10 protein-coding genes and 4 pseudogenes are annotated in these 15296 nt (G+C 66.8%); 5 read left to right on the top strand and 9 right to left on the bottom strand.

What is annotated here, in order from left to right; genetic code table 11:
* Positions 1 to 10: 10 nt before the first annotated feature.
* The 7 genes from LWP59_RS05645 to LWP59_RS05620 form a co-directional block, all read right to left on the bottom strand.
* Positions 11 to 1009 (bottom strand): DUF7065 domain-containing protein, encoded by a 999-nt coding sequence (locus LWP59_RS05645; protein ID WP_144636288.1) that lies wholly within the window; start codon positions 1007 to 1009, stop codon positions 11 to 13.
* Between the two features lie 16 nt (positions 1010 to 1025).
* Positions 1026 to 1787, bottom strand: coding sequence for an SDR family NAD(P)-dependent oxidoreductase (locus LWP59_RS05640; RefSeq protein WP_186383155.1), 762 nt, complete (start codon positions 1785 to 1787; stop codon positions 1026 to 1028).
* On the bottom strand, positions 1784 to 2146 hold the full coding sequence (locus tag LWP59_RS05635) for an acetone carboxylase subunit gamma (protein ID WP_144636294.1): 363 nt from the start codon (positions 2144 to 2146) through the stop codon (positions 1784 to 1786). The genes LWP59_RS05640 and LWP59_RS05635 overlap by 4 nt, the downstream gene beginning before the upstream one ends.
* A gap of 82 nt (positions 2147 to 2228) precedes the next feature.
* A complete protein-coding gene (locus tag LWP59_RS05630) occupies positions 2229 to 4208 on the bottom strand; it encodes a hydantoinase B/oxoprolinase family protein (RefSeq protein WP_144636297.1) in 1980 nt (659 codons plus the stop codon).
* Positions 4180 to 6345, bottom strand: a complete 2166-nt coding sequence (locus LWP59_RS05625; RefSeq protein ID WP_144636300.1) for a hydantoinase/oxoprolinase family protein — start codon at positions 6343 to 6345, stop codon at positions 4180 to 4182. The genes LWP59_RS05630 and LWP59_RS05625 overlap by 29 nt, the downstream gene beginning before the upstream one ends.
* 963 nt (positions 6346 to 7308) lie before the next feature.
* Positions 7309 to 7542 (bottom strand): ferredoxin, encoded by a 234-nt coding sequence (locus tag LWP59_RS40875; RefSeq protein WP_144636305.1) that lies wholly within the window; start codon positions 7540 to 7542, stop codon positions 7309 to 7311.
* Entirely contained in the window at positions 7542 to 8789 is a 1248-nt protein-coding gene (locus tag LWP59_RS05620; RefSeq protein WP_144636308.1) for a cytochrome P450, read from the bottom strand. Before LWP59_RS05620 ends, LWP59_RS40875 begins: the two co-directional genes overlap by 1 nt.
* Positions 8790 to 8952: 163 nt before the next feature.
* On the opposite strand from LWP59_RS05620, the pseudogene LWP59_RS05615 reads away from it, so the two are divergent.
* The 5 genes and pseudogenes from LWP59_RS05615 to LWP59_RS05595 all read left to right on the top strand — a co-directional run.
* Positions 8953 to 9957 (top strand): annotated as a pseudogene (locus LWP59_RS05615) (PDR/VanB family oxidoreductase); the annotation flags it as partial.
* 23 nt (positions 9958 to 9980) lie between these two features.
* Positions 9981 to 11033, top strand: a complete 1053-nt coding sequence (locus LWP59_RS05610) for an LLM class flavin-dependent oxidoreductase (RefSeq protein ID WP_144636314.1) — start codon at positions 9981 to 9983, stop codon at positions 11031 to 11033.
* Positions 11034 to 11266: 233 nt separating this feature from the next.
* Positions 11267 to 11854: an IS110 family transposase gene (locus LWP59_RS05605; RefSeq protein WP_222425475.1), complete on the top strand. Its 588-nt coding sequence runs from the start codon at positions 11267 to 11269 to the stop codon at positions 11852 to 11854.
* Positions 11855 to 11933: 79 nt separating this feature from the next.
* A pseudogene (locus tag LWP59_RS05600) lies at positions 11934 to 12275 on the top strand (integrase core domain-containing protein); the annotation flags it as partial.
* A gap of 42 nt (positions 12276 to 12317) precedes the next feature.
* Positions 12318 to 12998 (top strand): annotated as a pseudogene (locus LWP59_RS05595) (transposase); the annotation flags it as partial.
* On the opposite strand, the pseudogene LWP59_RS05590 reads toward LWP59_RS05595, so the two are convergent.
* Both LWP59_RS05590 and LWP59_RS05585 read right to left on the bottom strand, forming a co-directional pair.
* Positions 12970 to 13781, bottom strand: a pseudogene (locus tag LWP59_RS05590) (IS5 family transposase). The pseudogenes LWP59_RS05595 and LWP59_RS05590 overlap by 29 nt on opposite strands.
* A 755-nt stretch (positions 13782 to 14536) precedes the next feature.
* Positions 14537 to 15295, bottom strand: coding sequence for an SDR family NAD(P)-dependent oxidoreductase (locus tag LWP59_RS05585; RefSeq protein ID WP_144636317.1), 759 nt, complete (start codon positions 15293 to 15295; stop codon positions 14537 to 14539).
* Position 15296: the final 1 nt, after the last annotated feature.

Here is a 15296-nt window from a genome sequence, read left to right as displayed (position 1 = left end):
GACTTCCTTCTCAATCCGGTGTTGACGTCAGCTGCCGGGGCGCAGCGGGTTCGGTACCTATGGGCGAGAGCAGCTCGAACTCCCCGTGGCCGATGCCATCGCGGGGCGAGTTGATCTCGACCAGCCAACGGTCGACGTGCGAGGGGAGCTGGCCCCTTCCGCCGCCCACCTGATGGCGCATCACCGAATGCGCGCGGCAGACGAGATCGGTTGTCGCACCGCTCGAGTCGGTAATGCGCACCGTGAACGGCACGCCGGGGGCCGGGCGCCCGCCGGCTACATCGCAGGCGATCGCGGTGACCTTCGCGGCAGCACCGTCGCGCCACACGTAGCCATCGACGGAGCTTCCCGATGCCGTCTCCGCGGCCCAGAGCGAGATGAACGCGGGGCCGCGGTCGAAGCTCGCGGTAAAGAACGTCCACCCGCGCGGGTGGCTCCAGTCGCGCGGGCCCCACGAGTGGTCGCGCGAGCCGAACGCGTCGATCTCGTACCGCGCATCGGCGATGGTCACGACGCCGGTGAAGCGCCCCGACTGCTCGACGTGGCCATCGAACAGCCGGCTCCAGGCGGGAGACGACGCATACTCATAGGCCGGTGTAGTCGGCTCGAAGCGGAGGTCCATCGCGACGTCGAGGCGAGGCAACGCCTCGTCGACGTCGATCTGTCCGACGTAGCTCCGGCCGACCGGTCCGAGAACGGGAACCTTCGCCTGGTATTCGATCGCCCAGCTTCTGTCATCCTCGTTTAGCCGGTAGCGTAGCCCGCCGCACGCGTGCTCGGTAGCCGTGCGCTCGAGCCCAGCGATATACGTCTCCGCGAGCAGGTCTTCCCGCCAAAGCGTGCAGATGTAGGCCGACCGCCCGGACACCGGCTTCTCGCCGAGGCTGTTGTACACCCCGAGCCCGCACCGCGAGTCGACGAAGCCGAAATAGAAGCTCTCGCGCCAGGCGCGATCGTCAGACGGCGGGTGGCTGCGCTCGTTGGGAGGCCCGTTGGGAGCCGAATTCATTTGTCCTCCATCTGCACTAGCCGATCATGCTGTAGCCGCCGTTAACCGGCAGCACCTGGCCGGTAATCCAGTCGGCCTTGTCCGAGAGCAAAAACGCGACCGTCGCCGCTACATCGCTCGGCTTGCCAAGTCGGCCTGCTGGATAGCGCTTCAGCAGCGCGGTCCGGATTTTCTCGTCGGAGAGCATCGACTCGGTTCGCGGGGTCTCGATCACGCCGAGGGCGACGCAATTGGCGCGGATGCCCTTGCGGCCGTAAGCCTGGGCGATCGACTTACTGAACGAAATCACAGCGCCTTTCGCGGCCGCGTAGGGAGGCGCGGTCGGGTCCCCGACGCGGGCCGCGTCGGATACAACCGACACAATCGAGCCGCCACCGCGCGCCATCATTCCCTCGATCACCGCTCGCGTGACGGTGAGGACGCCGTAGAGGTTCAGCTCGATGTCCTGCTCCCAGTCGGAGCGGTCGGACTTGTGAAAGGGTTTGACGACCCAAGCGCCCGCGTTGTTGACGAGCCCGTCGATGTCGTACCGCTCCAGGAGCTTCGCGACGGCCGTGTTGGCCTCCGACGTCGAGCGGACGTCGAACAGCGCGTCGGCAGCGTCCACCCCTGCTGCGCGCAACTCCTTGACCACGGCCGACACGCGGCCGGGGTCAACGTCATTCACAAGCACGGCGACGCCGCGCCGGCCGAGGCTGAAGGCTATCTCCCGCCCGATGCCGCCCGCTGCGCCCGTGACGAGAACGGCCGTTGGTTTTCCGACAGAGGCCCCGGTCACTGGAACGTGATCCAGCTGTCCGGCGCCTGCTCAAACAGCGCACGCGCGTCATATCCGCGCGCACCCGCGCGATCGAGCGGCTCGTAATCAACGCGATTCGGCTCGCCGACTCGGTAGACCTCGAAGTCCAGGAGCAGCCCACAGTGCGGGCAGTGGAACTCCCGGAGCTCCACATCGTCGTGCTCCTTGACGTAATACGAAGGTGAGACGCGCTTTTTCAGCTCCGTCGCCGCGAGCCGACGGGATTTCACGTGCTCCTTGTAGTTCCCACCCCATGTGCAGAACCGGCCGCCGCACTTCTCGCAGCTAAGACCGTCTTCGGGGTCGTACCGCACCGCACCGATAATGAATGGCTCCATCGCCACTACTCCTTGTCGTTGGACATGAACCCGTTCGGGATCCGCCGCAGGTGGTTGCGCACCACCTGCGGCGGGTGCTCACTCACTCCGCCCCGGCGAGCCGTTCCGCGCGCAGCGCGGAGCGACGCTCCTCGACACGGCCCGGGTTGAATTCGAACTTCCCTTCGTCCCCCTGCACCAAATCAACACCGTAGAGGCTGCTGGCCGCCTCCACCGAGACGATCCCCTCCTCGACGTCGGTTCGGACCCGCTCCGGGTCGCGCTCGAGCGGATCGCCGAATCCCCCGCCGGCGGCGAAGCTGAGGACGAGCACATCCTTGCCCTTGCGGAGCTGGCGCCGCCCCTCCCAGACCTCCTTGGCTTCGAGGATCTCGAGGTCGGTGTCGACTCCCAGGTCGTCCCAACTCGGCAGATGCCCGCGACCGACGTGGCCCTCGATGTCGACACCCTCCAGGACGCCGTAGAAGATCCCGGAACCGGGGTAGCCGCCGAAGGCTCCAGGTGTCGGGATGGCATTGCGCGCGATCGCGAACGTACCGGACTGGTCGGCCGTTTTCTCACCCCACGGCGTAATGGCCTCTTGGAAGCTCCAGCCGCCACGCCACTTCCCTGCGCCCGCTGAGTCTTGCCAGATGCGCCGGCTGATGTAGAGGTTCGGCTCGGTCAGCTCGTGCGCCTCGACGCTCGGCACGCGTCCCGCCAGGAGCACCGAGCTCCCGCGGGCGCCGTCGATACCGCGCAGCGCCCCGGAGCCCTCGCCACTCCCGTCCATGTTCAGGAACACGCTGTACTGACCGTACTGGTCGCTCGGTGTGCTGAGCACGTAGACCGGCCACGTGCCGCCCCAGCACGCCGTCGCCCGCTCCCGCAAGAACTCCGAGGGAGACGCGTCGACCGCTCGGGTCAGGATCCCGCTGACGCTGTCGATCGTGCGCCACGCGGCCATCGCGGTCGCCAACGACACCGGAGCCGGCGGCGAGCAGTCGTTGATCGTGCCGCCCTCGCTGAACACGTGCACGGGCCGCATCACACCGGCGTTGAACGGGATGTCAGGCACCAGCTGCATCAGCAGCGCGGCCATGACCGCGCCCTTGAGCCCCGAGCGGGCGCAGTTGATGAGGCTCGGCGCCTGCTTGGCGGTCCCCGAAAAGTCGAAGAACAGCTCGGAGCCACTCACCGTAAGCCGCACCCGGATCGGGTAGATCGTGTGGCTTACGAAGTCGTGCTCCTCGTAGTCGACGTATTCGTAGACGCCGTCGACGAGCTCCTCCTTTATCCGCTGCCGGGTCCGCGCCTCCGAGAAAGCCTTAACGTCCTCGACGAGCTGGAGGTAACGCTCGGTGCCGAACTCGCGCACCGTCTCTTCAACGATCTTGAGCCCGTAGTGGTTGGCGCCGACCTCGGCGGAGATGTCCTGGCCGACGCGCTCGGGCAGCCGGGTGTTGGTGAGAAACGCCCGAACGACGTCCGGCCGGTACTCTCCCCCGCTGTAGATCCGGACCGGCGTGAAGCGACACGCCTCGGCGACGACGTCGAGTGCGTTCGGGACGAAACTGCCCGGGAGCGCACCGCCGACATCCATGCAGTGCATGTCGCAGCCGGTCCAGCCAACTAGCTCGTCGTCGACGAAGATCGGCGCGAATACCCCGACGTCGTTGCTGTGCACGGCGCCGCCGGAATACGGGTCGTTGCTTAGGTACATGTCCCCTGGACGGACGTTCTCTCGGCCGAGGTTTTCGTAGATCCACGGCACCACGGACGTCATATGCCCAAGGTGGAAGCCGACCATGCTCCCGAACGCGATCGTGGCCCCGTCACGATCGAGCAGAGCGGTCGAGTAGTCTCCCGACTCCCGGCCGACGAGCGTGCCCGCGAGATTCTCGAGGGTGCTCGTCATGAGCTTCATTAGGTTCTGGATCCGGTTGCTGAAGACCTCCAGCGTCACCGGGTCGGTGCTGATCTGAGCCGTCGCCGGCGCGGTCCTGGTCATCGCCACTGACACCTTCCACTCTCTCTCCGACGTCGTCCCGTCTCTACGCTTTCTCCGCGACCGTGATGCCAAGGGCACCAGATTCGCTGATCGACCCGCGATCGCCTTCGCCGAGGAAAACGGTCGTCATCGGGTCCTCGACAATCGCGGGCCCGGTGACCTCGGCGCCCGGGGCGAGCGCCTTCATCCGGTAGACCGGTACGTCGGTCCACTCCTCGAGGTAGACCGCGCGTGTCTCGACCGGCTCGGCCGACGTTTTCGCGGTCCCGTTCGACCCACCGGCGTTTGCCTTATTGATCTTCCCGGTGCCCGTGACGTAGTAGTTCATCAGCTCCATGCCACCCTGCGGCCACGCCGCGCCGGCGCCGTAGATGCGGCGGAACTTTTCCTCCCACTGCGCCACGACACCCTCGAGGATTGCGGGAGACAGCGCCCCGCTGGGGAGGGAGATTGGCAGGCGCAGCATCTGGCCCTGGTAGCGAACGTCCACGCTGCGCTGGAAGACGCGCTGCTCCGGCGGAATGCTCTGCGCGGCGAGCGACTCGTTGAGCGTTCGCTCGACGTTGCCGAACAGCTGCTCGATGTACTCGACCGCGGACTTGCTGAAGAGTTGCCCGGGGACGCCGTTGCCCCACGGCGGAGGTGGTGCGACCGTGATCGACTGGTCGGTGAGCTGATAGGTATAGAGGATATCCGCGGTCGTCAGCCCATAGGCCGAGAGCGTCCCCGCGAGGTTCGGCACGACGAGCTCCGAGATGCCGAGGTTACGAGCAATGTTCGCGGCGTGCAGACCGCCGGCACCGCCATAGGCGATCATTGAGAACTCGCGTGCGTCATAACCGCGGCGGATGCTGACGTCCTTGATCGCGTCGCCCATCACCGCGTCGACGACACTGATGACGCCGCGAGCCGCGTCCTCGATCGACATGCCGAGCGGCTCGGCGACTTTGCGCATCGCCTCAGCCGCCGCATCGCGGTCGAGCGCCACATATCCGCCAGCAAAGTAGTCCGGGTTGATCAGACCGAGCACGACGTTTGCGTCGGTGACCGTCGGCACCAAGCCGCCGCGTCCGTAGCAGGCGGGCCCGGGGACCGCTCCCGCGCTCTCTGGGCCGACGCGCAGGATAGACCCGGCAGCCGTGGTCTCGACGGCGGCGATACTGCCACCCCCTGCTCCGACCGAGTTGACGTCGATCGCCGGAATCAGCAGCGGGTGGCGGGCGATCCGCATGTCGGTCGTGAGCTGGATTTCGCCCTGCGGGATGAGGGCAACGTCGAAGCTGGTGCCCCCCATGTCGACCGCGATCGCTCCGGGTGAGGGGCGCTTCGCGCCGTGGCCGTTGCCGCTGCCGCGGTTGGCCCAGATGTTCTGGGCCGCCATGACGCCGCCCGCCGGGCCAGACCCGATCAGGTTCACGGCCTTGTCGGCCACATCCTCGACCGGCGCGAGCCCGCCAGTCGACTGCATGATGAGCAGAGGCGTGCTAAGGCCAGCCTCCGCCAGCTTGGTCGACAGCTCGCGGCAGTACGTCTCGACCCGCTTGCCGACGTAGGCGTTGACGACACTCGTCGCGGTCCGGCTGAACTCGTCCAGCAGCCGCGTCAGATCGCTCGAGGCGGTGATGAACAGGTCCGGATACAACCCACGCGCCAGCTCCTTGACGTGCTTCTCGTGGTCTGGGAACGCCGACGACCAGAGAAAGCAGATGACAAGCGCATCGCAGCCCTGTTCCTCCACGAGCTGACGCACGACGGAGGTGGCCTGCTGATCGTCGACGCCGATAAGCACGTTGCCGAAGCAGTCGACGCGCTCCTCGATCTCAGCGATGCGCGACCGCGGAACGAGGGGCTGGAAATTCTGCGTGACGGCGTCCCGCAGGTCACGCACCCCACCTCGCGCCATCTGTGCGAGGTGGTACGTATCGCCGTGACCCTTCGTGGTCACAATGCCGACACGCGAGCCCGACCTCGTCAGCAGCGTGTTCAGGGCTACTGTCGACCCGAGGAAGAAGTGCTCAACGCCCTCGAGGAAAGCGCGGGGCTCAAGGCCGAAGTCCGCGCTTGCCACCTCGATGGCGCTCAACGTGCTCTTCGACAGATCCCGCTCGGTGAAGACTTTGTACTGACGGACATCCGCGCCGTCGTCCATGGGCCGAACAACCAAGTCCGTGAACGTCCCGCCGATGTCGATTCCACATACGAACTGCACTGGCCCTCCTCGAGACCGCACTGTCCCTCGCGCTTGAGACTCTCGCTGTTCCAGGTGTAATTAATAGCCTACTTGTTGGAGCGGGTCAAGAAGTCGTTATCACAATGACCTTGACGTGTCTGTTGTGGATGGTCGCGACTACCGGGGCAGCTGCCGTTGGTGATTGCGGTGCCTCGTTCCGGACTCGCTGTGGGAGCAGGCCACCCCGCCGTTGCCGGCTCATCGGTACCGCTACCTCGGACGTAAGCCGGTCACTGACCGCACCGCCATGGCCGCGATCGTGTTCGTGGTCAAATCCGGCCTCGCCCGGAGCCAGTTGCCCCGGCGAACTGATTGGGTGTCCCAGGGGATCTGCTGGCGACGGTCGCGGGAACTGGCCCCGGGGTCGGGTTTGGCCGGGCGTTACACGAGCTGTTGTTGGCGGTGCTTCGGGTGGCAGGGGCAGCCGGCGAGTCACCCGCCGCGCCGCGGCGCACGGCTCCGCGCTCAGCACACACCGCTGAATCGTCGAACGCGGGCTTGTGCGCCGCGAGGCGTTTTGTTCGATCTCCGACTGAGCCGAGAGGGATTTGGAGGGAAATTCTTGGCTCGAACGACCGGCCTGGATCCGAACCGGCAACGCAGGACGCTCGTTGTCCCCGCCTCCCGTCACCGCCACACCACGCCGGGCAGCCCAGCCCAACCACTCAGCAGTCGTCACCGAAGAGCGGGATCATCGGGAAACCACGACGTCCGCTTCGGCGGGATCCGCGCGGAAGGGACTCGCCCAGCAGACCCCTCGCCGCACGGTCGACCCGTCCGCCTGACTGCCACGCCTTCAAGAGGCTGCGCACCCGCCACGGACACCGCGCGCCGACATCCGCCTCGGGCTGCTCCGGCTCGCCTGCGTCCTTGATATCTATCACCGGCGCCTGGCATCGTCGTCATAAAACGATTTCCCAGTACGGACACTGCGCCTCGCCGCTACGCGGGCGAGGCGCCGGACGACGGGTCTCGATCTCCCGTCTCCCAGGCGATCGCCTCGACAGGACATAGCGAGACCGCCTCTTCGATGTCCGTGATCGGGGCTCCGTCCTGCGAGATCACACGCGCGACGCCGGCCTCCTGGTCAAGTGCGAAGACACCCGGAGCGGTGCTGCTGCACGTTGCCGACCCGACGCAAACAGAGGGATCAACTCGCACCACCCGAGCCGTCATCACGCCCCCACCTCCTGCCGGGTTGGCTGAACGGCCCGGATCTGCAGCGACTGGAGACTACGCGTGATCATGTACGGCTCCCACTGCACACTGTCGGCATTGACCTCGAAACGCGGCATGCGCGTCAGGAGCGCCCGGATGGCAACGCGGGCGGTCATGCGGGCGACCGCCGAGCCGAGGCAGAAGTGAATCCCGTGGCCGAAGCCGACGTGCGTCGGCCCCTGCCGCTCGACGTCGAGCTTGTCGGGGTCGGAAAACTGCTCGGGGTCGCGGTTCGCGGCGCCCTGCAGTAGGTAGACCCTGTCGCCCTCGCGGATGGTCCGCCCGTGGAGCGTGTGCTCCCGTGCGGCCACACGCACGGTGACCTTCAGCGGGCCCTCGAAACGGACGAACTCCTCGACGGCCTGCGGTACGAGCTCGGGCCTCGCGCGCAACTTGTCGAGCTGGTCGGGGTGATTCGAGAGCGCGAGGACGGTGTTCCCCAGCAGGCTGGCGGTCGTGTGGTCGCCTGCGGTGAGGAGCATGATGCAGGTCGCCGTGATCTCGTCGCGGTTGAGGACGCGCCCCTCTTCCTCGGCTCGGAGCAGGTGGCTGATCACATTGTCGGCCGGCCGTCCCTCGTACAGCCTGACGAGGCCTTGGAAGTACTCTTCGAGCTGCATCATCGCCGCGTGCGTGCGCTCGACCCGGTCCGGGGAGCCAAGGGCACCGAACAGCATCAGAACCAGCTCCGATGACCAGTATTCGAACTGCTCGCGGTCCTCGCGCGGGACACCGAGCATGTCGGCGATGACGTACGCCGGCAGGGGCCGCGCGAAGACCTCCATGAAGTCGATCGGCTCACCGGTGTTGAGGTCCCCGTGGAGCCTGTCCGCTAGCCCGTCGCACGCCGCATCGACCTGATCCTCAAGCCTTCGCACCACTTCCGGCGAGAAGGACTTCTGCACGAGCTTGCGCAGCCGCGTGTGCTCTGGGGGATCCATGTAGCCGAACCACTTGCTACGGATCAGGTCGAACGTGCGCTTCAGGTCCTCTTTCCGCGATGACGACTGCTTCTCGTAGACGAGCTTGATGCGGTCCGCCGTGAGGTCCGGGCTGCGGAAGGCGCCGACCACGTCGGCGTAACGGGACAAAAACCAAGCGCGGTGACGCTCGTTCCAATGCACCGGGTCGGTGCTTCGCAGCTGCGCGAAGTACGGATAGGGGTCCGAGATCAGCTCGGGCGAAAGCAGGTACTGATCTTTCATGAGGCTCCTTCGCTCACTTCGGCTACTCGTCGCCACGAGGGTCGACGTCAGCACTCCCGGGTAGACTATAAAGGGTTACTATTACACTATACATGCGCGTCAATCTTCCGCCTCTTTCCCAGCCCGCTTGGAGGGCCTCGTGACCCGTCCCTTTGCCCGCCCGGTTCCCGCCCCGATCGGAGAGCCGGTGCTACACACCGCCAGCAGCGTGACTGCCGTCGAGCGCGAGTACGAGGCTGACGTCGTGGTCGAGACCCGCGACGTGCCCGCCGAGGACGTCGTCACCCTCACCCTGCGCGAGGTCGGCGGCCGCCCGCTGCCGAGCTGGGAACCCGGCGCGCACGTCGACCTGATCCTCGCCGAAGGGCTGGTCCGGCAGTACTCGCTGTGCGGCGACCCCGCCGACCAGCACGTCTGGCGCCTCGGCGTCCTCCGCGAACCGGAGAGCCGCGGCGGGTCGGCCCAAATCCACGACCGGCTGCACCCCGGCACACGGGTGCGGGTCCGCGGGCCGCGCAACCACTTCCCGCTCCTCGCCTCGCCGCGCTACCTGTTCATCGCCGGCGGCATCGGGATCACTCCGATCCTCACCATGATCGCCGCAGTCGACGCCGCCGGTGCCGACTGGCACCTGGTCTACGGCGGCCGCAGGCGCGCCTCGATGGCCTTCCTTGACGAGCTCGCCGGCTACGGCGGCCGGATCACCGTCGCGCCGCAGGACCGGACCGGTCTGCTCGACCTCGACAGTCTGCTCGGCACCCCGCGCGCGGACACCCTCGTCTACTGCTGCGGCCCCGAGCCGCTGCTGGCCGCCGTCGAGGCGCGGTGCGAAGGCTGGCCGGCCGGCTCGCTGCACGTTGAGCGGTTCACGGCCAAGCCGCTCACCGACCCGGTGATCAGCGGGTCCTTCGAGGTCGTGCTCCGCAAGAGCGAGCTCACCCTCACCATCCCTCCTGACCGGTCCGTGCTCGAGGTCGTCGAGGAAGCCGGGGTCGACGTGTTGATGTCCTGCAGCGAGGGCACCTGCGGCACCTGTGAGACCCCGGTGCTCGAGGGGGAGCCCGACCACCGCGACTCCGTGCTCACACCCGATGAACGGGCCGCCAACCACTGCATGATGATCTGCGTCTCGCGCTCGCGGACACCCCGGCTGGTACTCGACATCTGATGCCGAGTCGAGAGGACCGAAAAATGACCGACCATGCGGGAACCGCCGCGACGACCTTGGGGATCTCGACCGCCGGGCTCGACCTGGAGGCCTCGGTCGCGCTGGCGGCCGAGGCCGATGCCGCGGGAGTCCACGCCATCTGGACAAGCGAGCTGTACTCGATGTCCGCGACCGTGTCGCTGGCCGCGATGGCGACGGGCACAAGGCGCTGCCGGCTCGGCAGTTCGATCCTCTACGGCGTCGGCCGCACCCCGCTCGTCCTCGCCGCCGAGGCCCGGAGCCTCGACAAGCTGTCGGGCGGCCGACTCGTGCTCGGTCTCGGCAACGGCACGGTACGGATGCTGCGCGATTGGCACGGGACGGATCCAAGCGCGCCTGCGGCGCGGATGGAGGAGCTCGTCACCGTAGTTCGCAAGTTGTGGCGGATCCACGAGGGGCGTGTCCACCACGACGGGCACTTCTACCACGTCGACATAACCCCGACCGGCGATGTCCGGCCCCCGCTGCGCGAGTGCATCCCCGTCTACCTCGCCGGCGTCAACCCGCGCATGATCGAAGTGGCGGGGAGGGTGGCCGACGGGCTCGTCGGCCACCCGCTCTTCACTCTCCGCTACCTCGACGAGGTCGTGCGGCCGGCGATCACCAAGGGTGCGGGGCGCATGGGACGTCGCGCGGAGAACATCCGGATCACAACAATGGTGATCGCCGCCGTCGACGAGGACGAGGAGCAGGCGAGGCGCGACGCGGCATCGCAGATCGCCTTCTACGCGTCGGTCAAGACCTACGACAGGGCGCTCGCGGTCGCCGGTTTCGCCGCCGAGGCGCGGGCCATCCGGGAGGCGTTCGCCCGCGGCGACCTGGAAGCGATGACCGCCGCCGTGCCGGACCGAATGATCGACGCGATTGCCGTAGCCGGCACGCCTCGGCAGGTGCGCGATGCGCTGCGGCGCTACGAGGGCACCGTCGACCACGTCATCCTCTACGCACCCACGCTCGGGTTGGCGGCGCCGCGCGCGGACCGCAACGTCCGGCGACTGGTCGCGATCGCCACCGCGCCTCGCGACGGAGCACGCTAAGAGCGTCCTACCTTCTGCGGTGGGTGAGGCGAGCCAGTCGTAGGGTTCGATCAGCCCAGGGGTGCCGGGCGTGGCTGTAAGAGCGTTGCCGTTGGTGGCTGGAGACACTTGGTCACCCGGTGCCCCGCGACGACTCGGCCGCTGATTGGGATGTGCGAGCAGATCGCTGTGTAGGACAACGTCGGCGAGGTCGTCGGCGGGACCACTGCTACACGACGAGCTGCAGGAGCACCATGAGCCGGATTTGGGCCGGGATCCACGCCGGCAAGACTGACCACCACTGTGTCGTCCTCGATACTGAGGGCAGAAAGCTGCTGTCCCGCAGAGTAGCCAACGACGAGCCAGAGCTGCTGGCATTGCTCGCGGACGTGACGACGCTGGGCGATAAGGTGACATGGGCGGTTGATCTAGCCGATGGTGGGGCCGCCCTTCTCATCGCGATCTTGGTCGATCACGACCAACGACTGCTCTACATTCCTGGCCGGACAGTCAACCGGGCATCAGGCAGCTACCGTGGCGAGGGCAAAACCGATGCCCGTGATGCGCTGGTGATCGCCGATCAGGCCCGTATGCGGCGTGATCTGAATCCGTTGCACCCCAGCGACGAGACCATCGTCGAGCTCAAGCTGCTGACCGCTCGACGCAGTGATCTGGTCTGTGACCGCACGCGAGCGGTCAATCGGCTGCGAGGCACGATCACCGCGATGTTCCCCGCGCTGGAGCGCGTCCTGGAATTGACCAACGCTGGACCGTTAACCCTGGTGGCGGGATACCAGACTCCCGCCGCGATTGGGGCTGCCCAGGGTCTGGTTGACACCTGATGTGTGAGGCTTCGGTCTCGCTTGGAAGGATGTCACCGTGCCCAAGCCCTATCCCCGTGAGTTCCGTGACGATGTCGTTGCCGTGGCCCGTCGTCGCGACCCGCGCGGCGTCGTCGTCCACTCCGACCGCGGCGCCCAATTTCGATCGGCAGCCTACCGGCGCCTGTTGCGTGCTCACGGGCTGACCGGGTCGATGGGCCGGGTCGGTGCGTGCGGCGACAACGCCGCGATGGAATCGTTCTTTTCCTTGCTGCAAAAGAATGTGTTGGACACGCGGCGCTGGCGCACCCGCGAGGAACTGCGGCTGGTGATCGTGTCCTGGATCGAGACGAAATATCACCGCAAACGCCGACAACGCGCCCTCGGCAAACTCACCCCGATCGAGTTTGAGACCATCTACACGACCGCACCAGCGGCCTGAAACCAGTCAGCCCACGGTGTCAACCGAAGCCTGGGCAGCCCCATTCGCCGTCTGGGAGCGGCGCGGCTGGACGCGTGGCTCCGTACACGAAAGGTACGCAATCCGGCAACGCTGGCTCAGGCCGCGGTGGGCGCTGCCGAGCAGCAGCAGACCACTGTGACTGGAGAAAAGGCCACCGCTTCGATGGTGACCATTTTGGCGCGGGAGGTGATGGCCCTCAACGACAAGGTCGCCGAGATTGACCGGCTCATCGAGGACCGCTTTCACCAGCACGCTCACGCAGAGGTGATCGTCAGCCTACCTGGCGTCGGAACGCTGCTCGGGGCCGAGTTTCTCGCGGCGACGGGCGGTGACATGAGCTTCTTCGCGACCGCTGATCGCCTCGCTGGGTTCGCGGGCTTGGCGCCGACGCCCCACGATTCTGGACGTGTGAGCGGAAATCTGCACCGGCCCAGACGCTATCACCGTGGCTTGCAGCGTGTTTTCTACACCTCGGCGTTGATCAGTATCCGATGTTGCCCGGAGTCCCGTCGTTTCTACGACCGCAAGAGGGCCGAGGGCAAACGCCATACCCACGCCGTACTCGCGCTAGCTCGCCGAAGCGTCAACGTTCTGTGGGCCCTACTTCGCGACAAACGCTGCTACGAAGTACGTCGAGCTCCGCAGCCACTTGACAAGAAGATTGGGAAGTGTCTCATGTGGGGAGTTTCTTGTAGCAGGTGATGGCCGCGCCGAGGGTGAGGAAGGCGAGGAAGTGGGTGGGTTTGCGTTCGTAGTGGATGGTGAGGCGGCGGTAGCCGAGTAGCCACGCGATGCTGCGTTCGATCACCCAGCGGTGCTTGCCGAGTTTGATGGAGGATTCGATGCCTTTGCGGGCTATGCGCGCGGTGATGCCGCGCTGCCGCAGCCAGGTGCGGAGTTCGGGGATGTCGTAGGCCTTGTCTGCGTGGAGTTTCGCCGGGCGCGTCCGGCGGGGACCTCTACGGGATCGTATGGGTGGCACGGCCATGATCAACGGTTTGAGAGCGTGGCTGTCGGGGTGTTTGGCCGCCGAGGCCTCCGACGGCCCGCGGCGGCAGCCCGGCGCGGTCGGAGAGGGCGTGGATCTTCGATCCGGGTTTGCCGCGATCCACGGGGTTTGGGCCAGTCAGAGGTCCCCCCTTTTCGCCCGCAGGGATGCTCCATCGAGCACCGCCCGGGACCAGTCGATCAGGCCGTGGCTGCCCAGTTCATCGAGCATGACCTGGTGTAGCTGGCGCCACAGTCCCACCTCGGTCCATTCGGTGAAGGTCCGATGCGCCGTCGGCACAGAGACGCGAACGATGGTGGTAGATGTCGCCACGTACAGCCGCTGGGTAACACGAACACGATCGCGGTGAACACCGCGCGGGGGTCGGCCCGCGGCCGCCCACCGCCCTGCGGACGCACTTTGGCGGACGATATCAGCGGTTCCACCAGTGCCCACAACTCGTCGGGCACCAACCGTTGCGACAGCGAGTCGATCACGGCACAAGATCATCGCAACTCACCCAATAAACTCCAAACGAGACGCTCTGAGTCGCTTTCAGCGCCGGCCGGAACCGATCGGCACCAGACGCGGCAGTATGGCGACCGAGCGCGGTCCGCCACCGGCTCTCGGAGCCGGGCTCGTCGCGCCACTCCACCGCCTTCGCATGAAGTGGTGCAGGGGTACTCGTGGATGAAGCTGAGCACCGGTGCATCTGGTTGGCGACGGCGGCTGCTTCTCAACGGGCACTGCTCGCGCGCCGATGACGACGTCCGCGGCGACCTCGGTGCGGTCGACGCAGATGGCCGGCTCCGCGTTGTCGACGAATCAAGAACATGCTCCTCGCGCCGTACGAGAAGTTCCCTTCATCCGGGCGCCGTCGACGGTGATCTCGACGGGCTTGTTCGCCAGCGCCTTGATGATGTCGCGACGGTTTGCCGGTTACCCGGCGGAGGTCGATTTGGTGTTGCCGGAGCAGCCTGCCGCGGCCGTGGTCGAGGTCGGCCCACCGGACCCGCGTCCGTGTGAACGGGCCTGGGCGGTCGTCATCCCCGCGCCCGGCGGACCGACCTCGACACACTCCAACTTCTTGCTGGACCGCCAGCTCGCGCGCGTCAAGCTGCTCGATGACCTGATCCTCGTCGACGAACTGCCCGCCGACATCGAGGGAAAGTCAATCTCGACACCGCTCCCGACCGACGTCTGGCTGACCGGTCGGGGGCGGGCGACTCCTGGGAACCGACACTCGCCGTGGTCAGGCCATTGTGAGTCCACCGCTGACCGACAGCGTCTGGCCGGTGACGTAGCCGGCCGCGCCGGAGGCAAGGAACGCCACCGCCGGCGCGATGTCGTCCGGCGTCCCGAGTCGCCGCATGGGGACCGCCTTCGTCATGGCGTTGATCACGCTGTCGGCGCGCTCGCCACTGATGATGTCACGCAGGAGCGGGGTGTCCGTAGGGCCGGGACACACCGAGTTGGCGGTGATCGCGTGCCGGGCGAACTCCCGGGCGATCGTCTTGGTGAAGGCGATCAGGCCGCCCTTGGCCCCGGAGTACACCGACTCGAGCGACGACCCGACCCGGCCGGCGTCGGAGGCCACGTTAATGACGCGCCCCCAGCGAGCCTCGACCATCGCGGGCAGGGTCGCGCGCAGCACTCGGATCGGCCCGTTGAGGTTGATCTCCAGAACCTTCGAGCTGAAGGCCTCGTCGGTCTCCAGGAAGGGCTTGAGTTCGTCCCAGCCGGCGACGTTCACCACGATCCCGGGAGCACCGAGACGTTCGGTCGTCTCGGTAACGGCCGCGGCGACCGAGTCGGGGTCGGTGACGTCCAGCGACACTCCGATGCCGCCAATGTCCGCCCCGACCTTCTCTACGGCCGGCCGGGACAGGTCGGCAACGGCAACGCTCACCCCGCTCTCGGCCAACGCACGGCAGATTGCGGTTCCGATGCCACCGGCGCCGCCGGTGACGAACGCAACCCGACGGACTTGTTCTTGCACCGCTTCGCTCATC

It is taken from the genome of Amycolatopsis acidiphila, assembly GCF_021391495.1.
GTDB lineage: Bacteria > Actinomycetota > Actinomycetes > Mycobacteriales > Pseudonocardiaceae > Amycolatopsis_E > Amycolatopsis_E acidiphila.
The sequence above is the reverse complement of the archived record's forward strand: the minus strand, read 5'-3'. Positions and strand labels throughout refer to the sequence as shown.

Coding starts and splice junctions, on each gene's coding strand:
- LWP59_RS05645 (WP_144636288.1), bottom strand. CDS start 1,009: ATGAATTCGGCTCCCAACGGGCCTCCCAACGAGCGCAGCCACCCGCCG.
- LWP59_RS05635 (WP_144636294.1), bottom strand. CDS start 2,146: ATGGAGCCATTCATTATCGGTGCGGTGCGGTACGACCCCGAAGACGGT.
- LWP59_RS40875 (WP_144636305.1), bottom strand. CDS start 7,542: ATGACGGCTCGGGTGGTGCGAGTTGATCCCTCTGTTTGCGTCGGGTCG.
- LWP59_RS05620 (WP_144636308.1), bottom strand. CDS start 8,789: ATGAAAGATCAGTACCTGCTTTCGCCCGAGCTGATCTCGGACCCCTAT.
- LWP59_RS05610 (WP_144636314.1), top strand. CDS start 9,981: ATGACCGACCATGCGGGAACCGCCGCGACGACCTTGGGGATCTCGACC.
- LWP59_RS05605 (WP_222425475.1), top strand. CDS start 11,267: ATGAGCCGGATTTGGGCCGGGATCCACGCCGGCAAGACTGACCACCAC.
- LWP59_RS05585 (WP_144636317.1), bottom strand. CDS start 15,295: ATGAGCGAAGCGGTGCAAGAACAAGTCCGTCGGGTTGCGTTCGTCACC.